This is a genomic window from Micromonospora sp. NPDC085948 (assembly GCF_040686315.1).
Taxonomy (GTDB): domain Bacteria; phylum Actinomycetota; class Actinomycetes; order Mycobacteriales; family Micromonosporaceae; genus Micromonospora.
This window is the reverse complement of the sequence record NZ_JBFBJW010000016.1, coordinates 93576-114170: the sequence shown is the minus strand read 5'-3', so window position 1 is coordinate 114170 and position 20595 is coordinate 93576. Positions and strand designations below refer to the sequence as shown.

At 73.0% G+C, this 20595-nt stretch carries 25 protein-coding genes; 9 read left to right on the top strand and 16 right to left on the bottom strand.

Annotated features, from left to right (window positions below):
- The first annotated feature begins 40 nt into the window (after window positions 1-40).
- Window positions 41-757: a metalloregulator ArsR/SmtB family transcription factor gene (locus AB0O48_RS29865; RefSeq protein ID WP_357239322.1), complete on the top strand. Its 717-nt coding sequence runs from the start codon at window positions 41-43 to the stop codon at window positions 755-757.
- Window positions 758-818: 61 nt separating this feature from the next.
- Here AB0O48_RS29865 and AB0O48_RS29860 read toward each other — a convergent pair whose 3' ends face one another.
- The 7 genes from AB0O48_RS29860 to AB0O48_RS29830 form a co-directional block, all read right to left on the bottom strand.
- A complete protein-coding gene (locus AB0O48_RS29860; protein WP_357239319.1) occupies window positions 819-1205 on the bottom strand; it encodes a VOC family protein in 387 nt (128 codons plus the stop codon).
- On the bottom strand, window positions 1202-1912 hold the full coding sequence (locus tag AB0O48_RS29855) for a hypothetical protein (RefSeq protein WP_365069316.1): 711 nt from the start codon (window positions 1910-1912) through the stop codon (window positions 1202-1204). The genes AB0O48_RS29860 and AB0O48_RS29855 overlap by 4 nt, the downstream gene beginning before the upstream one ends.
- Window positions 1913-2100: 188 nt before the next feature.
- On the bottom strand, window positions 2101-2520 hold the full coding sequence (locus AB0O48_RS29850; protein ID WP_365069315.1) for a YchJ family metal-binding protein: 420 nt from the start codon (window positions 2518-2520) through the stop codon (window positions 2101-2103).
- Window positions 2521-2696: 176 nt separating this feature from the next.
- Entirely contained in the window at window positions 2697-3797 is a 1101-nt protein-coding gene (locus tag AB0O48_RS29845; protein ID WP_365069314.1) for a magnesium and cobalt transport protein CorA, read from the bottom strand.
- A gap of 110 nt (window positions 3798-3907) precedes the next feature.
- Window positions 3908-4492 carry a class F sortase gene (locus tag AB0O48_RS29840; RefSeq protein WP_357239308.1) on the bottom strand — a complete coding sequence of 195 codons (585 nt, stop codon included), beginning with the start codon at window positions 4490-4492 and terminating at the stop codon, window positions 3908-3910.
- 116 nt (window positions 4493-4608) lie between these two features.
- Window positions 4609-5094 carry a hypothetical protein gene (locus AB0O48_RS29835; protein WP_357239305.1) on the bottom strand — a complete coding sequence of 162 codons (486 nt, stop codon included), beginning with the start codon at window positions 5092-5094 and terminating at the stop codon, window positions 4609-4611.
- A gap of 301 nt (window positions 5095-5395) precedes the next feature.
- Window positions 5396-6223, bottom strand: a complete 828-nt coding sequence (locus tag AB0O48_RS29830; protein WP_365069313.1) for a metalloregulator ArsR/SmtB family transcription factor — start codon at window positions 6221-6223, stop codon at window positions 5396-5398.
- 58 nt (window positions 6224-6281) lie between these two features.
- On the opposite strand from AB0O48_RS29830, the gene AB0O48_RS29825 reads away from it, so the two are divergent.
- From AB0O48_RS29825 to rnhA, 3 genes are read left to right on the top strand one after another with little or no spacing between them, the layout of a single operon-like run.
- Window positions 6282-6404, top strand: a complete 123-nt coding sequence (locus AB0O48_RS29825; protein WP_365069312.1) for a hypothetical protein — start codon at window positions 6282-6284, stop codon at window positions 6402-6404.
- Between the two features lie 54 nt (window positions 6405-6458).
- The gene (locus AB0O48_RS29820) at window positions 6459-7739 is read left to right on the top strand and encodes a lycopene cyclase family protein (protein ID WP_357239296.1); all 1281 of its coding nucleotides are present in this window, start codon (window positions 6459-6461) and stop codon (window positions 7737-7739) included.
- 10 nt (window positions 7740-7749) lie between these two features.
- Window positions 7750-8223: a ribonuclease HI gene (rnhA, locus tag AB0O48_RS29815; protein WP_030491933.1), complete on the top strand. Its 474-nt coding sequence runs from the start codon at window positions 7750-7752 to the stop codon at window positions 8221-8223.
- Window positions 8224-8230: 7 nt separating this feature from the next.
- Here the strand turns inward: rnhA and AB0O48_RS29810 are convergent, their stop codons facing one another.
- The 3 genes from AB0O48_RS29810 to AB0O48_RS29800 all read right to left on the bottom strand — a co-directional run bounded on the left by AB0O48_RS29810 (window position 8231) and on the right by AB0O48_RS29800 (window position 10595).
- Window positions 8231-8467 carry a preprotein translocase YidC gene (locus AB0O48_RS29810; protein ID WP_357239292.1) on the bottom strand — a complete coding sequence of 79 codons (237 nt, stop codon included), beginning with the start codon at window positions 8465-8467 and terminating at the stop codon, window positions 8231-8233.
- 72 nt (window positions 8468-8539) lie between these two features.
- Complete coding sequence (locus AB0O48_RS29805) at window positions 8540-9424, bottom strand: pentapeptide repeat-containing protein (RefSeq protein WP_365069311.1); 885 nt, start codon at window positions 9422-9424, stop codon at window positions 8540-8542.
- 73 nt (window positions 9425-9497) lie between these two features.
- Window positions 9498-10595 (bottom strand): DUF5919 domain-containing protein, encoded by a 1098-nt coding sequence (locus tag AB0O48_RS29800; protein WP_357572675.1) that lies wholly within the window; start codon window positions 10593-10595, stop codon window positions 9498-9500.
- A 180-nt stretch (window positions 10596-10775) separates the two neighbouring features.
- On the opposite strand from AB0O48_RS29800, the gene AB0O48_RS29795 reads away from it, so the two are divergent.
- The gene (locus AB0O48_RS29795) at window positions 10776-11384 is read left to right on the top strand and encodes a hypothetical protein (RefSeq protein WP_357572674.1); all 609 of its coding nucleotides are present in this window, start codon (window positions 10776-10778) and stop codon (window positions 11382-11384) included.
- Between the two features lie 15 nt (window positions 11385-11399).
- Here the strand turns inward: AB0O48_RS29795 and AB0O48_RS29790 are convergent, their stop codons facing one another.
- Window positions 11400-12206 (bottom strand): SDR family oxidoreductase, encoded by an 807-nt coding sequence (locus AB0O48_RS29790; protein WP_357239280.1) that lies wholly within the window; start codon window positions 12204-12206, stop codon window positions 11400-11402.
- An 80-nt stretch (window positions 12207-12286) separates the two neighbouring features.
- Here AB0O48_RS29790 and AB0O48_RS29785 point away from each other — a divergent pair, with 80 nt between their 5' ends.
- Window positions 12287-12889, top strand: coding sequence for an MBL fold metallo-hydrolase (locus AB0O48_RS29785; RefSeq protein ID WP_357572673.1), 603 nt, complete (start codon window positions 12287-12289; stop codon window positions 12887-12889).
- On the opposite strand, the gene AB0O48_RS29780 is transcribed toward AB0O48_RS29785, so the two are convergent.
- Window positions 12862-13602 carry a phenylalanine--tRNA ligase beta subunit-related protein gene (locus AB0O48_RS29780; RefSeq protein WP_357572672.1) on the bottom strand — a complete coding sequence of 247 codons (741 nt, stop codon included), beginning with the start codon at window positions 13600-13602 and terminating at the stop codon, window positions 12862-12864. The two genes, AB0O48_RS29785 and AB0O48_RS29780, sit on opposite strands and share 28 nt — an antisense overlap.
- 7 nt (window positions 13603-13609) lie before the next feature.
- Entirely contained in the window at window positions 13610-14221 is a 612-nt protein-coding gene (locus AB0O48_RS29775) for a LysE family translocator (RefSeq protein WP_357572671.1), read from the bottom strand.
- A 64-nt stretch (window positions 14222-14285) separates the two neighbouring features.
- Between AB0O48_RS29775 and AB0O48_RS29770 the strand changes: the two genes are divergently transcribed.
- From AB0O48_RS29770 to AB0O48_RS29760, 3 genes are all read left to right on the top strand, one after another.
- Window positions 14286-15836, top strand: a complete 1551-nt coding sequence (locus tag AB0O48_RS29770; RefSeq protein ID WP_357239267.1) for a PLP-dependent aminotransferase family protein — start codon at window positions 14286-14288, stop codon at window positions 15834-15836.
- 14 nt (window positions 15837-15850) lie between these two features.
- Entirely contained in the window at window positions 15851-16333 is a 483-nt protein-coding gene (locus AB0O48_RS29765; RefSeq protein ID WP_357239264.1) for a MarR family transcriptional regulator, read from the top strand.
- 153 nt (window positions 16334-16486) lie between these two features.
- The gene (locus AB0O48_RS29760; protein WP_365069310.1) at window positions 16487-17395 is read left to right on the top strand and encodes an LLM class flavin-dependent oxidoreductase; all 909 of its coding nucleotides are present in this window, start codon (window positions 16487-16489) and stop codon (window positions 17393-17395) included.
- Window positions 17396-17495: 100 nt separating this feature from the next.
- On the opposite strand, the gene AB0O48_RS29755 is transcribed toward AB0O48_RS29760, so the two are convergent.
- The 3 genes from AB0O48_RS29755 to AB0O48_RS29745 are packed head-to-tail and all read right to left on the bottom strand — an operon-like array spanning window position 17496 to window position 20585.
- Window positions 17496-18917 carry a DUF6297 family protein gene (locus AB0O48_RS29755; protein ID WP_357239258.1) on the bottom strand — a complete coding sequence of 474 codons (1422 nt, stop codon included), beginning with the start codon at window positions 18915-18917 and terminating at the stop codon, window positions 17496-17498.
- Window positions 18914-19531 (bottom strand): ABC transporter ATP-binding protein, encoded by a 618-nt coding sequence (locus tag AB0O48_RS29750; protein ID WP_357239255.1) that lies wholly within the window; start codon window positions 19529-19531, stop codon window positions 18914-18916. Before AB0O48_RS29750 ends, AB0O48_RS29755 begins: the two co-directional genes overlap by 4 nt.
- A gap of 46 nt (window positions 19532-19577) precedes the next feature.
- The gene (locus AB0O48_RS29745) at window positions 19578-20585 is read right to left on the bottom strand and encodes a WYL domain-containing protein (protein ID WP_357239252.1); all 1008 of its coding nucleotides are present in this window, start codon (window positions 20583-20585) and stop codon (window positions 19578-19580) included.
- Window positions 20586-20595: the final 10 nt, after the last annotated feature.

Genomic DNA, 20595 nt, shown 5'->3' with positions numbered 1-20595 from the left:
TTCTTGACGTGTCGGGAGTTTCCGACGCATCATTCCTGACGTGCCCGACGACGACCTCTTCCTCGCACTGGCGAATCCGGTCCGCCGACGTTTGCTGGAAATCCTGAGCGACGGGCCCCGCACGGCAGGTGACCTCGCCGCCAGCTTCGAGCTGAGCCGGCCTGCCGTCGCGGAGCACCTGCAGATCCTGCGGCGGGCCGGGCTCGTGCACGACCAGCCCACCGGGCGACAACGGCACTACCACCTGACCGCCGAGCCGCTCGCCCAGGTGGGCGACTGGCTCCACCCCTTCGAGCGGTTCTGGCGCCACCGCCTCCGTACCCTCGCCGACATGCTCCTGGAGGAGACCATGACAGATACCGCCACCATCGCCGTGGACCAGTTCATCGCCGCGCCACCGTCGAAGGTCTGGCGCAGCCTCACCGAGCCGGAGTTGCTCGCCCGCTGGTGGGTGCCGGGCGACGTCGCCGCCGTCGTCGGCCACCGCTTCCACCTACAGATGCCCGGTTGGGGAGCGGTGGCCTGCGAGGTCACCGAGGTCGAGCCCGAGCGGCGTCTCGTCTACACGTTCAACGAGAACTGGACGCTGACCTGGCGGCTGGTTCCCGAGGGCAACGGCACCCGACTGTTCCTGGACCACTCGGGATTCGACCTCGACGACCCCCGGGCCCGAGACGCCTTCGCGCGGATGGGGCCCGGCTGGCGGGACAAGATCCTGCCCGGCCTCGCCCGGTTGGCCGCCGACCTGCCGGACTGATCACCCCGAATCGACGAGGTGCCCGGCGGCGGCCCGAGGAGGCCGCCGCCGGGCCGCACGGTCAGCCGGCCAGGTGCAGGAACGACCACTGGTGGCCGTCGAGGTCGCGGAAGCCGCGCATGTACATCGGCCCGTTGGCCATCCCCGGCCCGAGCGGCTGCCCGCCGGCGACCGTCGCCTTGTCGACCAGCTCGTCGACCTGCTCGCGGCTCTGCGCCGACAGCCCGACGACGACCTCCCGGCTGGTCTCCGTGTCGGTGGCGGCGACCCCGGTGTACGACTCGAAACCGGAGCGCAGGTGCAGCACGAGCCGGGTGCTGTCGGAGATGGTGAGGACCATGGAGTCTCCGTCCGGCTCGGCCTGGTCGCTGGTGAAGCCGAGTGCCTGGTAGAACTCGGCGGCGGTGGTCAGGTCGCGCACCGGCAGGTTGATGAAGGTCATGGTCATCGGTGGTCTCCGTTCGACTCGAGCAGTGCCTTCAACGCGGTGAGCCGCTCCCGCCAGTACGCCTTCAGTTCGGCGGCCTGCTCGGCTGCGGTCAGCTTCTCGTGCAGGACGGCGACCCGGGCCTTCGACTCGCCGACCGCGTCGACGCCGACCACGATCCGGGTGGGACCACCGGCCCAGTCGGCCCGGAAACTGCGCGGCGCGGTGGCGGTGCGGACGCGCACCTCGACGTCGGGCAGCCAACGGGCGCGTACCGTCTCGTCGGCGAAAGCCGCGAACAGCCGCGTCGCCGGGACCGCCACCGTCCGGCTGACGCTGGCCTCGAAGCCGCCCCCGCGCCGTTGACCGGGCGCGCGCAGGCCGCGCACCTGCTCGTACCCGACGGTGATGGTCTGTGCCCACCAACCCGGCACCTCGTGCTCGACCACCAGGTGACGGGCGATCTGGGTGTGCGTCCGTTCGGTGGCGCCCACGGCGTCGAGCAGGGCGAACCACTCGTCCCAGCCGCGGCCGGTCCGGGCGCGGATCAGATCGTCGGTGATCCGCTCGGTCTGCGCGGCGGCGGACGCGGGAGATGGGGCCGCGGGCACCTCGGTGGCCGGCGCGGCGGCCTTGTTGATCAGGTGCCGACGAGCGGCGGTGTAACTCTCGCCGGTCTTCTCCATCCGGGTGCGGACCCGGGTCTTGAACGATCTCTGGTTGGTCATCACATGCTCCCGGTCAACGGCACGGTCACCGGGACTCACGCTCCCGCCGACCCCGCCGGAGTGGGGCATGTGGCACCACGTCCCGAGGGCTCCAGGCCCCCTTTGCCTCCGCGTGGCCGGCGGCGTGAGCGCCGGGAGGGAGGTGCGGCGTAGGACGACGCCAAGGAGATCCTACGCCAATTCGACCGTCAGGTCTGGTCACCGTCGAGGTAGAACCATCGGCCGTCCTCGCGGACGAACCGGCTGTGCTCGGTCACCGTGCCGGGCCGGCCCGCAGCCCGGTAGTGGGCGTGGAACGTCACCGTGCCGGCGGCGTCGAGCAGGCCGCCCCGCTCGGTGTCCACGATCTCCAGCCGGGTCCACCGCTGCCCGGGGTCCAGGTCCAGGGAGGCGGGCCGGGTCGACGAGTGCCAGCTGCGCAGCAGGTAACCGGAGTCGCCGAGGGCGAAGGCGCTGAACCGGGAACGCATCAGGGCCTCGGCCGTCGCCGCCGGGCTGTCGCCGCCGTGCGCCGGGGCGCAGCAGTCCGCGTATGCCCGGCCGGAGCCGCACGGGCAGGCCCGCCCGGTCGTCGTGTTCGCCCGTCGGCGTCCCGCACCCTTACCCACATCGTCATCCTGCCCCATCGCCGGGCAACGGCTCCCGCCGGTCGCTGTGGCGCGCGGCCCTTGCCTGATCCACTCGACTTCCTGGAAGTCGCGGTATCCGAAAGGGTCCGACACCCCGACTTCAAGGAACCCGAGTCGATCAGACCGGCCGAGTCGGTCAGAGCCGCCCGAGGCGGTCAGAGCCAGCCGGAGCGGCGGAACAGGCGGTACAGGGCCAGGGCGACCACGGCCATCAGGGTCAGGGAGGCGGCGAAGCCGTGCCGCCAGGCCAACCCCGGCATGTGGTCGAAGTTCATGCCGTAGATGCCGGCGATGCCGGTCTGGGTGGCCGCGATGGCCGCCCACGCCGCGATCTTGCGCATGTCGTTGTTCTGTTCGACGGCGAGCTGCGCCAGCCGGGACTGCACGATCGAGGTGAGCAGATCGTCGTACGCGGCGACCCGGTCGACGGCCCGGGCCAGCCGGCCGTCCACGTCGACGAACCAGCGGTGCAGGGCGCGTGGTGGGCCGTCGGGGTCGAGCAGCGTCCGCATCGGCGCCTGCAACGGCAACACCGCCCGTTTGAACTCCACCACCTCCCGTTTGAGCTGGTAGATGTGCTGGATGTCGGCGCTGCGGTCGCGGGCGAACACCTCCTCCTCGACCCGCTCCAGGTCCCGCTCCACGTGCCCGGCCACCTCCAGGTAGGAGTCGACCATCCGGGCGCAGACCGCGTACGCCACCGCCCAGGGGCCGGCGGCCAGCAGCGTGGGACGACGCTCGATGTCGGCGCGGACGCTGCGCAGCGCCCCGGCGGCGCCGTGCCGCACGGTGATGGCGAACCGGTCTCCGAGCAGCACCATCACGTCCCCGGTGTCGATCACCTCGGAGGTGTCGGTCAGCTCGTCGTGCTCCACGTACCCGGCGGTGCGCAGCACCAGCAGCGTGACCGGCCCGTGCCGCTGCACGGTGGGCCGGTGCCCGTCGGCGAGCGCCTGCTCGACGGTCAGCTCGTCGAGGCCGAAGGTCCGGCCGACCGCGGCGAGCACGGCCGGCCCCGGGTCGTGCAGGCCCAGCCACACGAACGCGTTGCGGCCGTACCGCGCCCGGGCGTACGCGTCGGCGTAGTGCGGCTGCCCCGGCTCGCGCCGGCCGTCGACGTAGACGGCGCAGTCGACGACCGCGTCCGGGTTGGACCGGCGTGGGGTGGGGGAGTCGTCCTCGACCCGGCCGAGCAGTCGACGGGCCAGGGCGCGTACGCCTCGACCGGCCCGGTCCCGTACCGGTCGCTGATCCACCGCGTGCCTCCCCGTCGCCCGCGCACCGCCCCGGTCGCGGTGCCCGCACGGGATGGTGCCACCGCATTCTGCCGAGCGGGGTCCGGCGTCCGACAGGCGGGCGGCCGTGCTCAGGCGGTGCGGGTGGCGAAGACGACGACGTTGTCGACATAGTTGCCGGTCGTGGCGTCGAACCGGCCGCCGCAGGTGATCAGGCGGAGTCCGGCGGCGTCCGCCGGGCCGTAGACGAGCGTGGTGGGAAAGTGCTCCTTCGGGTACGCGCGGACGTCGTCCACGGTGAACGTGGCGACCCGCGCGTCGGCACGGGTGATCTCGATCTGCGCGCCGCTGCGCAGCCGACCGAGGTCGAAGAAGACCGCCGGTCCGGCGGGGGAGTCGACGTGTCCCACCAGGACGGCGTTGCCGGTCTCGCCGGGGCTGACCCCGTGCCGGTACCAGCCGGCGAGGGTGGGCCGGTCCAGTGGTGGCACCTCCAGCACCCCGGCGGCGTCCGCGCCGACCGGGACGACCTCGGCGCGTACGTCGATGGTGGGGATCCGCACCCGGACCGGCGCGGCGCGGGGCAGCGGCGCCAGGTCGGGTGCGGGGTGGGTGCGCCTCGGCGCGTCGACCGGCGGTCGTGGTGGCCGCGTCGGGTCGGCGGTGAGGCCGACGGTGATCAGCCCGAGCCCGGTCACGCCGAGCAGGGCCACCACGGCCGGTAGGGTCCGCCGCCACCACACGTGGGCACACCTCCGTAGGGCATCGTCGGGGTGCCCGCGCCGGTGTCACCGGTGCGGGCACCCGTCCTCAGGGATGGAGCAGTCGCCGATCAGGCGACAGTGGACACCGGACGTCGCCGGCGGATCAGGACCACCGCGCCAGCCAGGGCGGTGCCGAGCAGGGTGCCACCAGCGGCCAGAGCGCCGGTGTCGCGGCTGTCACCACCGGAACCGGCCGGTGCGCCGCCGATCGGGGTGACGGTGAACGTCGTGGTGCCGGCCGAGCTGCCGTCGCCGCAGGTCGCCGCCACCGTGTAGGTACCCAGGGTGAATCCGGCGGTGAAGAGTTCGGCGCTCAGTCCGCCGCCGGCGGCGGCAGTGGTGGATCGGACGTTCTGGTCGCGGTTGGGGCCGGTCACCCGGAAGAGGGCGTCACCCGACTTCGGGTTGCAGGTCGTCGCGGTGAGCACGACGGTCCCACCGACCGGGGTGGTGGCCGGTGACACCGTGGTGTCGGCCAGTGCGGCGCCTGGCAGCAGGAGCGTGCCGAGGCCCACGCCGAGCGCCGCCGAGCAGAGTGCTGTTGAGACCTTCATACGCGTCTTCCCTCACTTTTCGTCCGCTGACTGCGTGGGACGTCGTTCGGGTGGCCAACTCCGACTAGCACCGGTGTGCCCAACACTAGGTGGGTTGGCCCCACGATCAGGTGAAAATGAGAATTCTTCGTTGCCGTCACGTGTCCACCCGAAGGCGGGGAGAGCTGCGCAAAGGCCCGGACGGGCCGACCGGCACCGGTGCTCCGATCGATGTCCGCTGCGGCCGGGCTGTCGTCGCTGGGCCGATGGCGAGGTATTTCCGGCCACGGCGGAAATGCACCCCCTGGCCGGTGGGTCAGGGTCAGTGGGCCTGGGACGGGTCGGGCATCGGCTCGCCAGTCTCCAGCAGGGTTTTGAGGCTGGCCAGCAACTCCGGCCAGCCTCCGCTGCCGTCGAGCTGGCCGCTGATCGCCCGGTGCATCTCGCTGTCCGGGGAGAAGCCGTCATGGATGACGGTCAGCCGGACGGTCGACCCGCTGTGCGGCTCGATCTCGAAGGTCACCGTCGACCGGCGCTCGCCGAGCCGGGCGGCCAGCTCCTCGGCGGACCAGCCGAAGTGCTCGGCGTGCTCGGGTTGGAAGCCGTGCCAGCTGTACGACAGGCGACGGTACGGCTCGGCGACGAGCACCCGCTGGCCGAGGTCGCGCGGCTGGCCGTCCGGCGCGTCCTGCCACAGCACCGGAGACCCGACCTGCCAGTCGGACGCCAGGGCGACCCCGCCCCAGTAGCGGCGGGTGAAGGCCGGTTCGGTGAGCGCGGCCCAGAGCCGCTGCGGGGTGGTCCTGACGTAGGTGGTGTAGACGAACGCGGGACTCTCCATGGGCTGTCGCTCCAATGCGGTGCTCAGGTCGGCGAGCGCGGCGGCTCGCTCGCGGTCGTATCGGCTGAGCCATCTGTCGGCGATGGCGTTGATCGGGGCGGCGTTCAGGTAGTGCACCTTCTCCCGCCCGCGCCGAATGCTCGTGACGAGGTGGGCCGACTCCAGCACCGCAAGGTGCTTGCTGACCGCCTGTCGACTCGTCGCCAGCCCGGCACAGAGTTCCCGCAGGGTCTGGCCATTGCGGTCGTTGAGCCGGTCGAGCAGCCGACGCCGGCTGGGATCGGCCAGCGCCCGGAACGCGTCGTCCATGGACCTCCCCCGTGACAGGCAACCAATCGGTTGCCTGTCACGGTAGGCAACCGGGGAGTTGCCTGTCAATTTGGTGGCCGTCGGCGTCGCCGCCGCCACCTGGCGGGTCTTCAACCGCGCGACGGTCGCACGCGCCTACGCCGACCCGCCCCCGATCGAGTCGCCCGCCCCGGTGGCCTGAGCGCCGATACGCCCCATCGGTGGTGGTGGGCGACGGTGTGGCAGCGTGGTGCGGGTGACCGATTCCGCGCCGCTCGACGTCGACCTCGCGCTGCTCGGCGGTGGTGGCGCGGCGTCGTTGCTGCTCGCCGCACTGGACCGGCACGGCGTCCGGGGGCTGCGCATCGCCGTCGTCGACCCGGTCCGCCGGCGCGGTCAGGACCGCACCTGGGCGTTCTGGGGCCACCCCGGCACCGACCTGGACCCGCTGCTCAGCGCGAGCTGGCAGCAGGTCGAGGTGGCCACGACGGCCCGCCGCCGCGTCCTGGACCTGACCCCGCTGCGGTACGCCATGCTCCGCTCCGGCCCGGTCTACGACCGGGCTGCCGCGGCCGAAAGCCGGCTGGACGCCACCCGGATCGTCGCGCCCGCCGAGACGGTGACCGACGACGGTTCGCGGGTGCTGGTGCGCACCGGTGACGGGCGGACCGTACGGGCCGGTTGGGTGCTCGACTCCCGTCCCCGCCCGCCGGCGCGAGCGGGGCGGACCACCTGGTTGCAGCACTTCCGCGGCTGGTGGTTGGAGGCCGAGCGGCCCGTCTTCGACCCGGCGCGCGCGGTGTTGATGGACTTCCGCACCCCGCAGCCGCCCCGGGGCGTCTCGTTCGGGTACGTGCTGCCGGTGAGCGACAGGTACGCCCTGGTCGAGTACACCGAGTTCTCCCCCGACCTGCTCACCGACGCCGGGTACGACGCGGCGCTGGCCGGCTACCGGGACCTGCTCGGCCTCGACCCGGCCGGACTGCGGGTGCGCGAGGTGGAGAACGGTGTGATCCCGATGACCGACGCGCCGTTTCCGGCCCGGCCCTCACCCCGGGTGGTCCGGCTCGGCACGGCCGGCGGCGCGACCCGACCCTCCACCGGCTTCACCTTCTCCGCCATGTACCGCCAGGCCGACCAGGTGGCCCGCGCCCTCGCGGCGGGACGGGCGCCGGTGCCGCGGGCGGCGTACCCGCGTCGGCACCGGTGGATGGACGCGGTGGCCCTGCGGGCGCTGGACCGGGGCGGGGTCGGTGGCCCGGACTTCTTCGACCGGCTCTTCGACCGCAACCCGGCCGAGCGGGTGCTGCGCTTCCTCGACGGGGTCACCACCCCGGCCGAGGAGGTCGCGATCATGAACTCGACCCGGCTGCTGCCGATGATCGCCGCCACCGCCGGCGACGCGGCGCACCGCGTCCGCGACCGGCTGCGCCCGACCCGGCCCGCGCCGGCCGTCCCACCCGCGGTGGTGGGTCCGGCGCCGACGGCGCGGCGCGCCGGCCCCCCGAGCGGGGAGGACGACGTGCGCTGCCGGTAGGTTGCCGGGCATGGTGGACGCGGCGGCCGGCAGGGGCGTGCAGATCTGGACCGACGGGGCGTGCAGTGGCAACCCCGGGCCGGGCGGTTGGGGCGCCCTGTTGCGCTACGGCGACCACGAGCGGGAGCTGTGCGGGGGCGAGGCCACGCCGACCACCAACAACCGGATGGAGCTGATGGCGGCCATCCAGGCGCTGGAGAGCCTGAACCGGCCGGTCACCGTCGAACTGCACACCGACAGCACGTACGTGCGCAACGGCATCACCAGTTGGCTGGCGTCCTGGAAGCGCAACGGTTGGCGGACGGCGGCGAAGCAGCCGGTGAAGAACGCCGACCTGTGGCAGCGGCTGGAGGCGGCCTGTGAACGGCACGAGGTCACCTGGCTGTGGGTGAAGGGGCACAACGGTCACCCGGAGAACGAGCGGGCCGACGGGCTGGCCAACAAGGGTATGACCGAGGCGCGGGCCGCGCTGACCAGTCGCTGAGGCGGGGTCAGCGGGTCGCGTCGGGGTGCCCGGGCATGCTCGATCCGCCGCCGCTGCTGCCGGACGAGCCACCGGCGACACCTGAGTTGTCGGGCTCGGTCACGATGTCCGGTCGGACGTCGGTGTCGACCGGCGCGGGCACCTCGGTGTCCGCCTCGACCTGCACCAGCGGCACCTGGCCGGCCTCGTCCTCGCTGTGCTGCGGGTCGCCCGGCAACTCACCGTCGCGCTTTCGGTAGCCCACGCCGTGCCCCCCGTCGATGCCGGTCCGCGTCGGCGCTGGCTACCCGGCGTCGTCCGGGCCGAAACCTCGCGGTCAGCGCCGTCGGCGGCGGCCGGCGGAGGAGGTGGACGGGGACGGCCGGCGGACCGGGGTGAGCGGCAGCGCCGTCCAGTGCGCCGGTCGGGTGCGGGTCGCCGGCAGGCCGGTGCGGACGTCGCCGCGGGCGGCGTCGAGATGGGACTGGTGCAGGAAGAGGGTGCTCCGCAGGTCGGCGCCGCGCAGGTCGGCCCCGCGCAGGTCCGCGCCGGTGACGTCGGCCAGACCCAGGTCGACGCCGCGCAGGTCGGCGCCGATCAGCAGCGCACCGCGCAGGTTGGCCCGGCGCAGGTCGGCCCGGCGCAGGTCGACGCCGGGCAGGTGCGCTCCCCGGTGGTCCGCGCCCCCGGGGGAGCGGGCCGCGTCGCTGGCCCGGGACAGCAGCGGGTTGACCCGGTCCCGGTGCGCGGCGACGTCCACCGTCCGCAGGTGTGTGGGGTCACCCTCGGTGAGCGCTGTCGTCTCGGCGCGGGCGCGGGTCAGCTCGTCGCGCAGGTCGGCCGGCGGGTGCAGCGCCAGCGCCTCGGTGACGTACCAGAGCAGTTCGTGCAGGGGGCGCAGCACGGCGAACGCCTCCGCCATCGCCGGCAGCGTCTCCGGCGCGTCCCGCCAGTCCCGCCCGCCGAAGGTGACCTGGGCGACCTGCTGCCCGGCTCCGAAACAGTCGAACACGGTGCAGCCGGGAAACCCGCGTTGCCGCAGCTCGGTGTGGATGCCGCAGCGGTGGTCCGGACCCAGGTTGGGGCAGGCCCGCCCGGCCGGTTTGTCGATGGCGAAGTCCGTCGACCGGGCGAACGCGGGCACCACGCAGCACAGGCCGAAGCAGCGTCCGCAGTCGGCGCGAAGCTGCGCCGACCCGGTCGGCGGTGCGGTGCTGGACACGTGGCGGGTCCTCCGGGCGTTCGGGGCGGGACCACCATTATTTCGCGCGCCGAGCGAACCGGTCGGGCCGGGGTCACCGTCCGTGGGTGTCGCCGGCCGCCGCCGCGCGGGGCGCCGGGGGACGGGAGGCACCCGGTGGCGGCACCAACCGGTAGATCGCCCGATCCCCGTCGTCGTGCCCGTACTTCTGGTCGAAGTGCCGTTTCACGCTGTCGGCAGGTGTGCGGTCCCCGTCGGCGGGCTCCGCCAGCGCGAACATCGCGGGGGATGCCCCGGGTGCGCGGGGCGGCAGCATGGCGCGCGCGGTCAGCTGCCCGGTCACCCGGAACCCACGGCAGTCGACGTAGTGCTGCCCGTCCACCGTCACGTACGGCACGCGTACCTCGGCCACGTCCGAGTCGTCGTGCAGCAGGGTGACCATGACCGACCAGTACCGCTCCAGGTTGAGGGTGGCCTGTTCGTGCTCCCACAACTCCTCGAAGCGGGCGTGCACGAACCCGCCCCACGGGCTGTCCATGTCCACCTCGAGCTGGGGGACGTTGAACGACAGCTTCCCGATCGGGAAGAACGAGATCAACGCCCGCCCGTCCCACTGGTAGAGCTGGATCGACGGGGACGCGTCGTAGAGCCGGACCTGTAGGCGCTGCCGTAGCCGGGCGTCGAGGGCGTCGGTGAAGACGGCCAGGTGGCGCAGGTTGGTGCGGATCTGCCGGGGTACGTCCACCCGCTGCCGCTCCAACTCCTCGGAGCGTTGCTGCGCCGCGGTGCAGTCCGGGTCGAGCAGGAGCAACTGCACCTGGGCGCCGTTGGCGAGCGCCGCCCGGATCGCGCTCAGCGTCTCCTCGCGGTGCCGCTGTTCCAGCAGGATCGTCCAGGTGTCGAGGATGCGCACCCGGCGGCCGGAGCGGTGCAGCCGGGCCACGAACGCCTGCTGGTCGAAGCTCAGGTGCTCCTGCACCCGCGCCTTGCGGGCCTCCTCGAACAGCGGGTCGAAGATGACGTACGAGATGGCCGCGAGTACGACGCTGGCACCGAGGTTGAGCAGCAGGTCGCTCAGGAAGCCGGTGCTGCGCCAGGCGCCCACCAGCATGACGACGGCGACACCGAGCAGTGCCCCACCGACGACGAAGGCGCGTCGTTGCCGCCCGCCCCGACCAGCCCACTCGGGCATCCGGTCCCCTTCCGCCGTCGGTCGGCCCCACTACCGCTTGCTGATCACCGGAATTCGGAGGATACGTGCCCGCTGTGCTGGGCGCTGGCCCGTTCGCCGAGCGGTCGGTTCGCCGCTCGGACCCGGCTCGCCGCTCATAGGGTGACGGTAACGGAGTCGTGCGACCACGGAGGGTGGCGGGTGGACGAGAGTGAACGCGAGCAGGCGCTTCTCACCGTCCTGACCACCGAGCACTACGCGTTGCAGACGTCCCGCGCCGGCACCATCGCCGAGGCCACCGGCCGCGCCACCATCTTCCTGTCCGTCCTGTCGGCGGCGCTGATCGGCCTCGGCTTCGTGGCCAGCAACGACAAGCTGGTCCGGCCGTACCTGGCCGCGGTGCTGCCGACCCTGGTCATCATCGGGGTGCTGACGTTCCTGCGGCTGGTGGAGACCACCGTGGAGAACTCGCTGGACCTGCGGCGGATCCAACGCATCCGGGCCTACTACCAGCACAAGCTCGCCGGGGAGCACGACTTCTTCGCCGACGCGGTGGTGGCCGACGATGCCATGAGCACAGCCTGGAACCTGGTCGGCACGCGACCGGGGCGGTGGGAGTTCCTGCTGACCACCGCCGCACTCGTGGGCGCGGTCAACGCCGTGCTGGGCGGGCTCGGCATCGCGTTGGCAACCACGACCGTCGGGGCCGGGGGAGAGGTGACGGTCCTGGTCGGGGTGCTGGTCGCGGTGGTGGCGTTCGGTGTGCAGTTCGCGTACATCGTCCGGGCGTCGGCCGCGCCGATGCGTTGACGACGCCCGCGGTGGTCAGACCGACCGCCAGTCGTCGTTCGGCAACGCCGCCGCCTGGGGGCCCATCAGCAACATGCCCCCGTCGACCGGCCAGGACGCGCCGGTGACGTAGCCGGCGTCGGGGGAGGCGAGCAACGCGACCACGGCGGCCACCTCCCGGGCGTCGCCGGGCCGCCCCAGCGGCACACCGGGCCGTTCCTGGGTGTACGGGTCGACGTCCTCCTGACCGGTCATCGGCGTGGCGATCTCGCCCGGGGCGACGGCGTTGACGGTGATCCCGTCGGCGGCCAACTCCTGGGCCATCACCCGGGTCAGCAGCCCGAGCCCGCCCTTCGCGGCGCAGTACGCGGCGGAGCCCACCCGGGGCGCGTGCTCGTGCACGCTGGTGATGTTGATGATCCGCCCGCCCGCGCCGGTGGCCCGCATCCGTCGTGCGGCCCGCTGGGCGCACAGGAAGGGCGCGTCCAGGTCGACGGCGAGCACCTCGCGCCACTGCTCCCACCCGGTGTCGACGAACGGCGTCGAGGCCCCGGTGCCGGCGTTGTTGACCAGTACCCCGATGCCGCCCAGCCGATCGGCCAACTCGTCCACCACCCCCGCCGCATCCGGCAGTCGGGTCAGGTCCACCTCGGCGACCTCGCAGCGCCGACCCGTCGCGCGGACCTCGGTGGCCGTCCGCTGCGCGCCGTCGGGATCGCCGTACCAGGTGATGCCGATCTCGAAGCCGGCCTTGGCCAGCGCGACCGCGCAGGCCTTGCCGATGCCGGAGTCCGCGCCGGTGACGACGGCGATCCTCGGGTAGTTCTCGTATCGCTGCGGCATGCTGCCGCACTACCCCGGCAGGGCCGACCCAACCACCACGGGGACCGTGACCTGTCTGCCGACCGCGTACCGTCGCCGGGGTGCGGATCACGCGATTCACCCACTCGTGCGTACGCGTGGAACACGAGGGTGGGGTGCTCGTCGTCGACCCGGGGACGTGGAGTGAGCCGCGCGCCCTGGTCGGCGCGGACGCCGTCCTGGTCACCCACGAACACACCGACCACGTGGACGTGCTGCGCCTGGCCGGCCTGGGCGTCCCCGTGTACGCCCCGGAGGGCGCCCGACTGCCGGATCTCGTCCCGCTGTCGGTGACCCGGGTCCGCGCCGGGCAACGCTTCACGGCGGCCGGCATCGAGGTCAGCGCCCACGGTGGCCGGCACGCCGCCATCCACGGGGGTCAACCGGACTGCCCCAACCTCGGCTACCTGATCGGCGACGGGCTCTACCATCCCGGCGACGCGCTGCACGTGCCCGACGAGCCGGTGCGCACCCTGCTCGTCCCGGCCCAGGGGTCCTGGTTGCGCCTCGACGAGGCGATCCGGTTCGCCGGCGCGGTGGGCGCCGCCGCCGCGTACCCGATCCACGACGCGCAGCTCAACGAGCGCGGCCTGGCCAGCGTCGCCGGCTGGTTCGGCGAGACGATCTCCGGCTACCGTCACCTCGTCCCCGGCGACACCGCCTGACCGAGATCGCCACCGGAGGGCGTGGCGGTGAAGCGGGGCGCTGCGGCGGTCAGCACCGCACTGGCCGTCGGCGTGGACCACCCGTCGGTCACCTCGCTGACCAGCGCGGCGACCAGGCGGGTCAGGGTCGGTTCGGCCTCGGCGTGCAGCGCCTCGGCGACGATCAGCACCGACGACGTGTCGGCCCGCACGGCGGACCAACCGCTCTGCCGGTTCGTCCAGCGCCGGGCGTGTGCCCGCCCGGCGGTGTCGACGAAGGTCACCTCACCCGGGTCGGGATGCTCGGTGTCGCCGGCGAAGGTCTGGTACTCCTCGTCGCCGTGCGCGGGTCGGACCACCAGGTCACCGTCGATCCGGTCCAGGTCGAGCGCGGCGATCGGGATGGCGTACGCGGCCGAGACGGCGTTGCAGAGATCGACAAGCGGGTGGAGCCGGGGCAACTCGCCGTCCAGGCGCAGCCGACGCAGCAGCGCCTCCGCCGCGCACCGGTAGCGGGTGGGTGGCAACCCCATCGCCGCGTACGCCCGCCGCCACGCCTGGATCTCCGGGAAGCCGCTCTCCGGTCCGCCGGCCAGCCGACTGCGGGCGACGGCCAGGTAGCCGGCCGTGCGCCGCGCCACGTCGGCCGTGGCGGTGATGCCGGTGGCGTGGACCACGCCGGCGACCAGATCGGGGTACGCGGCGCGCAGTTGCGCCGAATGTTCGAACCGCACGGCACTCCTATCGTTGGGTGAGGGCGAGGGTCACGCCGAGCGCGACGAACGTGCCGGCGACGGATCGGCGCAGCCAGTCGGTGATGCGGGGGCGGGTGAGCACCCGGTCCCGCACCCGGGCGGCGAAGATGCCGTAGCCGCTGAACACCACGAAGGTGAACAGCATGAACACCGCGCCGCAGGCGAGCATCGCCTGGGTCGAGCCGACGGTGGCGGTGTCGACGAACTGGGGCAGGAACGCGACGAAGAACAGCGTCGGCTTCGGGTTGAGCAGGTTGACCACCACGCCGGAGATGATCACGCGAGTCGCCGAGCGGGGCGCGGCGTCGGTCGTCGCCGTGAAGGCGTCGCGGTCGCGTGCGGTGGACCAGGCCAGATAGAGCAGGTACCCGACGCCGAGGTACCGGACGACGTCGAACGCCACGGCGCTGGTCTGCATCAGCGCGGCCAGCCCGGTCATCGCCGCCAGCAGGTGCGGCAGGGTGCCCAGCGTGCAGGCGAACGCGGCCAGCACGCCGGCTCGGGCGCCCCGGGACAGCCCGGCGGAGAGGGTGAAGAACACCCCCGTGCCCGGGGTGACCACCACGACCAGCGTGGTGACCAGGAAGGCAATGGTCACGGTCGTCCTCCGATGGGTTCGGTGGGGTGGGTCCCCGTGTCCACTCTGCTGCCAAGATGGTCCGGTGAGCAGAGCCAAACCGAGGGCATCCGACAGGTCCATAACGGCGGGGTCGGACTTTCTGCACCTGGCCATCGCCGACGCGCCGCCGGGCGGCCGGGCCGACTGGTTGACCAACCGGTTGCGTCAGGCCATCGCCGACGGGCGGGTGCCGACCGGTGAGCGGCTGCCCCCGACCCGGGTGCTCGCCGCCGACCTCGGCGTCTCCCGGGGTGTGGTCACCGAGGCGTACCAGCGGTTGACCGAGGAGGGTCACGTGGCCGGCCGGGGCCGGGCCGGCACGGTCGTCGTCGCCGCGCCCGCCGCGCCGGTGACCGCCCCGGCCGCCGTGCCGCCCCCGGCCGCACTGTTCCCGCCGGCGCCGGGCAGCGACATCTTCGACGCGGTACGCGCGGCGAGCGCGACGATCGACCTGACGCCCGGCGTACCCGACCTGGCCGCCTTTCCCCGCACCGACTGGCTACGCGCCGAGCGGACCGTGCTGCGTCGCCTCGCCGCGTCCGACCTCGGCTACGGCGACCCGTGCGGCGCGCCGACACTGCGACAGGCCGTCGCCGCCTGGTTGGCCCGCAACCGGGGCATCAGCGTCGACCCCACCGAGGTGATCATCGTGGCCGGCGTCTCCCAGGCGCTCGGGCTCCTCGCCCAGGCACTCACCGCAGCCGGCGTCGACCGGATCGCGGTCGAGGACCCGGGTTCGCTCGGCGTACGTCAGCACCTGAACAACTGGCGGATGGGCACCCCGCCGATCACCGTCGACGACGCCGGGCTGCGCGTCGACGAGTTGGCCGCCAGTGGTGTGCCGGCCGTGATGCTCACCCCCGCACACCAGTTCCCGACCGGCGTCGTGCTCGACGGTGACCGCCGCCGCCACCTCGTCGCCTGGGCGCGGGCCGGCGGTCTGATCATCGAGGACGACTACGACGCCGAGCACCGCTACGACCGTTCACCGGTGCCGGCGCTGCGGGGCCTGCTGCCCGAGCAGGTCTGCTATGCCGGCAGCGTCTCCAAGCTGCTCGCCCCCGCCCTGCGGGTCGGTTGGCTGCTCGTGCCGCCGCGACTGCGTGCGGCGGTGGTGACCGCCAAACGCAACGCCGACCTGGGCAACGCCGTACTCCCGCAACTGGTGTTGGCGGAGTTGCTGACCTCTGGCGCCTTCGAGCGGCATCTGCGGCTGTTGCGCCGCCGACACATCCGCCGACGGGACGCCATGATCGCCGCGCTGGCCCGCGAGTTGCCATCGGCGACGGTGCACGGCGCGGCGGCCGGTCTGCACCTGATGATCACGCTGGACGACGACGTGGTCGACACCGACCTGGCGGCGGCGACGCTGGCGCGGGGGGTCAAGGTGCAACCGCTGTCCTGGCACTGCCAGCGTCCCTACCGGCCGGGCCTCGTGCTCGGCTACGCGGCCCGTACGACGACCGAGATCGAGGAGGGCATCGCGCAGATCGCCCTCGCGGTCGGCCACCGCCAAGCGTCCTGGCCGCGTTCAGCGGCGATTGAGGATGCACAACGCCCGACAGTTCGTCTCCCGAATTATCAGGTGCGCTGATGTACCCTGGTTGAGTGGGCAAGCGTGATGATGACCAGATCGGTATTGTGGCCGCGCTGGTGCGGTCCACGTTCTTGGTGAATGCCGTGTACGCCGAGTCGGCCCAGCGGTACGGCCTGACGCAGCAGCAGGGACAGTTGCTGTGTGTGCTGATGGCGCGTCCATACGGCATGGGTGAATTGGGTGCGGTGCTGAGGCTGGCCAAGTCGAGCCTTACCGGCCTGGTGGACCGCAGTGAGCGCAACGGCCTGGTCCGGCGCGAACCAGACCCGCAGGACGCGCGTGCGGTGCGGGTCGCGCTCACTCCGCACGGCGACCGGCTCGCCGAGGAATTCTATGCCGAGACCTGTCGGCGGATCGGCAACCTGCCGGTGGGGCTCGGTGCCGCCGAACGCGCCACACTCGCCGGTCTGCTCGGCCGCGTCGTGCTGGACAACGAGGTTCCGGTGGTGTTTCTGGAGCCGGGCGACGGAGCCTTCACCGCTCGCAAGCCCTGAGACCGGGATCCCGTGCTCATGAGAGGCTGCTTGCAGTTCGTGTTGCGAACCAATATGGTTCGTGCAGCGAACTGAATTGCCGGCGCTGTCGGGCGGCTGCCCTCTCCCGACGGTCCGTTCGCTGCCCCGGCCCCTCGAATGAAAGGCAGTGCATTGTCGGTACACGAGGTCGTCTTCGGCTTTGGCGCGCACAGCGGCATCGATGAGGGGCCGGAGTTGCTGCGTATGGCCCAGCAGGCCGACCAGGACGGACTGGACATCTTCTCGCTGTCGGACCATCCCTACCTCGGCGGGCGCCTGGACGCGTACGCCACCGTCGGATTCATCCTCGGCCGCACGCAGCGCATCTCGGGCTTCGCCAACGTCACCAACCTGCCGACCCGGCCCGCTCCCATGCTGGCGCGGACGGTCACGTCGCTGTCGGCGCTCTCCGGCGGCCGGATCGTGCTCGGCATGGGAGCGGGCGGGCTGTGGGACCGAATCGCCGACATGGGAGTGCCGAAGCTGTCACCGGCCGACGCCGTCGTTGCCTTCGAGGAGGCGATCATCCTGGTCAAGATGCTGTCCGGCGGCGGTCCGCCGGTCACCTACCGGGGACGCCAATACCAGGTGAACCAGATCGAGCCGGCTTCGGTGGCCGCGCCCCCCGTCTGGACCGGATCGGTCGGCCAGAAATCCCTGGCCGCCACCGGCCGGGTGGCCGACGGCTGGATCCCTGGCCACGCTGCGGATTGGCTCAGCGAGCGATACAGGGTGTCGCGGCCGGTCATCGACGAAGCGGCAACGGCCGTGGGCCGCCATCCGCGAGAGATCCGTACGGTCTTCAACTTTCCCGGACGCATCACCGACCGGCCGATGGCTGCCACCCGTGACCGCGACGGCCGCTGGACCGGTGGTTCGGTCGGACAGTGGATCGAGGAGCTGACCGGGGCCGTACTGGAGCACGGGGCGTCCGGCTTCACGCTCTTCTCACCGAGCGGTGGCACGCCGGACATCGTCTCCCTCAGTCGCTGGGCCAGAGAGATCGCCCCGGCCGTACGCGAAGCGATCGAAAGAGGATGACGACCGGGGCCGTGTATCGCAGATCGAGACTCTCCTGACCATGGTCCGCTGGTTGGACGGCCCAGCAGGCTCGGGCTGAGCGGGCCGAGAACGGAATCGCTCAGCCCAGGAAGAGCTGCACCAGCACCAGCACGGCGAGCAGCGCCGGCCCACGTGAGCCCTGCCGCAGCAGGTCGACCGGGATCATGCCGAACGGCGTGTTGACAGTCGCGCCACCGTAGTTGATCGGCGGGCGGGTGCCCGCTCGGAACGCGGCGGCCACCACTCCCAGCGCCAGCGTCGGCGCGAGCCAGGACGGCCCCGGCTCCACGGTCGGCAGGGTCAGCAACCACCACAGGCCCGCTCCGACGGCCGGCACCACCAGGTGGACCCCGCGCAGCAGGTCGTCGCTGCCGCCCAGCGCCCGGCGCAGTCCGGGTGACCGGCTGATCGACCGCAGGCCACCGGTCAACCGGTTGGCGGCGAGGTAGGCGAACACCACCTGCGCGGCCCCGGCCAACCCGGGCAGGGCGAGCGCGGCGGCGTACTGCACGCCGATCAGCGTCGCCCAGATCAGCAGGGCGCTCGGGTGGCGGCGCAACCGGCGCACGTCCGCCTGGAGGAACGCCCACCAGCCGGGGCCGGGCAGGAACCGGCGGCTGTGGACCCGGCCGATCCGACGCCACCGTCGGCTCTCCACCAGGCCGGTGAGCAGGCTCGGATCGAGCAGGATCGTCGCCGTGGCGGCGGCGTTGGCGAACTGCGCGCCGGTGGTCAGCGTGGCCCGGTCGACCCGGGGCAGCGCGCGGACCGCGCGGATCGTGCCCAGCCCGGCGAGGGGCAGCGCGAGGGCGAACAGCGCGACGGTCGGCGTCGCCGCCGGCCGGGGCAGCCCGTCACCGAGGTGACCGAGGAGCACCACCGCGGTGGTGACGACGGCAGCCGCCACCATCGGCGCCGCGCCGGCCACCGCCGGCCACCGCCGACCCGCCCGGCTGCTCTGGGCGACGACGCTGAGCGCCAGCGCCGCAGCCCCCCACCCCGCGCCGGCCGCGGCCGCCCAGCCCAGCGCCACCGGATCGCTGACCCCGCCGAGCGCCGCCACGGCCAGCCCGAGCGTCGCCGTGCCCGCCGCGGCGCCGACCAGCAGAAGGACGAACCGCGGCGCCAGCCACGCCCGCCGGTCGACCGGCGCGCTCGTCGCCCAGCTCTGCGTGGCCGGGGTGACCAGCAGCGGGCCGAGCGCGCGCAGGCCACGCCAGGCCAGGCCGGCGCCGGCCAGCAGCGCGGCGAGCGCCAGCCACCAGCGCACCCCCGGCTCCGCCTGCCCCACGGTCGGGGAATCCAGCAGGTCGCGGCTGGCGCTGATCGCGAACCAGCCGTACATGCCGGTGAACAGGACGATGACGTACGCGTCGCCCAGCACGTCGCCGAAGGAGTGATCGTGGTGTCGGCTGCGCGCCCGGCGCAGGTGGGTACGCAGTTGCCGGGCGGTGGGCACCCCGGTCGGCGTGTCGGCGATGGTGGCCGGTGGGGCGCTCACCGGCCGATCTCGATGCGCTCGTCGACCACCGCGTCGATCAGCTCCGGGTCGTGTGAGGCCAGCAGCACGGCGGTGCCCGCTGCCCGTTCCCGGAGCAGTCGGTCGGCGAGCCACTGTCGCCCGCGTACGTCGAGGCGCTGCTCCGGCTCGTCGAGGATCAGCACCCGGCGTGGCCGGACGAAACAGGACGCCAGCGCCAATCGGCGGCGCTGCCCGCTGGACAGGGTCACCGGCAGCTGGTCGCGGGCCGGCTCCAGACCCAACTCGGCCAGGACCTCCTCGACCGGCTCGGCGTTGCTCCCGTGGGCGTACGCGACCAGCTCCAGATGCTCGACCACGGACAGGTCGGGGAAGAAGTCGATGTCGTCCAGGGCGGCCGCCACCAGCGCCCGCACCTGCGGATCGGTCTCGTCGGCCCGGCGGCCCTGCACCAGCACCTCGCCCGCGTCCGGCCGGTCCGCGCCCACCACACAACGCAGCAGGGTGGTCTTGCCGCTGCCGTTGGGGCCCAGCACCACGGCGATCCGGCCCGCCGGGAGCGTGAAGCTCACGTCGTCGAGCACGACCAGGTCGCCGAAGTTGCGGCTGAGTCCCCGTACCGAGAGTGCGTCCACGATGCCAGAGTCTCCCAGACCGGTGCCACCGACCAACGCGAGCGACCTACGTCACGCCGTTGGCGGGGTCGTCCTGTCGGTGAGTCTCGTAGAGGGCGGCGAGCCCGGCGGCGGTGGCCGCCAGGCGTTCGCGCAGCGCGACCGGGGTCAGCACCTCGACGTCGGCGCCGAGGCGGAGCAACTCGCCGTGGGCGTGGGTGAGCGACTCGATCGGCAGCACCGCGGTCACCCAGCCCCGCGCGTCCGGCGGCTGGGCGCTGGCGTCCATCGCGGTCACCACCGGATCGCTGCCGATCTCGCGCAGCCGTTGCCGGCCGGCGGGGGAGAGCCGGACGGTGGCCTCGTCGCGGTGCAGGCGGGCCCGGAACTGCACCACGTGTGCCTGCCACCAGGCCGGCAGGTCGAAGTCGGCCGGTCGGACGAACTCCTGCGGCAGCGGGGTCAGCGCGAGGATCTGGTTGACCCGGTAGGTCGCCGGAGCGCCTCGGCCGGGCTGGTCGGCCACCACATACCAGCGGCCGCCCTTGAGCACCAGGCCGTACGGCTCCAGCACCCGGGTCACCTCGCCGTTCCACCCGCGGTAGCGCACCTCGACGCGGTGCTGCTGCCAGACCGCCTCGGCCGTGCGGGTCAGCTCGGGGGAGGCGTCGCCGTCGGCGTACCAGCCGGGGGTGTCCAGGTGGAAGCGTTGCTGGAGCTGGGTCGCCCGGTCGCGCAGGGGAGCGGGAAGCGCGGCGTGCAGCTTCAGTCGCAGCGCGTCCACCACGTCGCCGTAGCCCAGCTCGTCGGCCGGACCGGGCAACCCGGCCAGGAACAACCGGTCGGCCTCCCCGGCGGTGAGCCCGGTCAGCCGGGTTCGCCAGCCGTCGACCAGTTGGTAGCCGCCGGCGTGCCCGGCCTCCCCGTAGAGCGGGATGCCGGCGGCGTGCAGCGAGTCCACGTCCCGGTAGATCGTGCGGGGAGAGACGGTCAGCCGCTCGGCGAGCTGTGCGGCGGTCAACCGGCCGTGCTGCTGGAGCAGCAGGAGCAACGAGAGAAGTCGAGAAGCCCGCACTTCACTGACA

Coding starts and splice junctions, on each gene's coding strand:
- AB0O48_RS29830 (WP_365069313.1), bottom strand. CDS start 6,223: ATGGACGACGCGTTCCGGGCGCTGGCCGATCCCAGCCGGCGTCGGCTG.
- AB0O48_RS29860 (WP_357239319.1), bottom strand. CDS start 1,205: ATGACCATGACCTTCATCAACCTGCCGGTGCGCGACCTGACCACCGCC.
- AB0O48_RS29800 (WP_357572675.1), bottom strand. CDS start 10,595: ATGCCCGAGTGGGCTGGTCGGGGCGGGCGGCAACGACGCGCCTTCGTC.
- AB0O48_RS29790 (WP_357239280.1), bottom strand. CDS start 12,206: ATGCCGCAGCGATACGAGAACTACCCGAGGATCGCCGTCGTCACCGGC.
- AB0O48_RS29835 (WP_357239305.1), bottom strand. CDS start 5,094: ATGAAGGTCTCAACAGCACTCTGCTCGGCGGCGCTCGGCGTGGGCCTC.
- AB0O48_RS29855 (WP_365069316.1), bottom strand. CDS start 1,912: ATGACCAACCAGAGATCGTTCAAGACCCGGGTCCGCACCCGGATGGAG.
- rnhA (WP_030491933.1), top strand. CDS start 7,750: ATGGTGGACGCGGCGGCCGGCAGGGGCGTGCAGATCTGGACCGACGGG.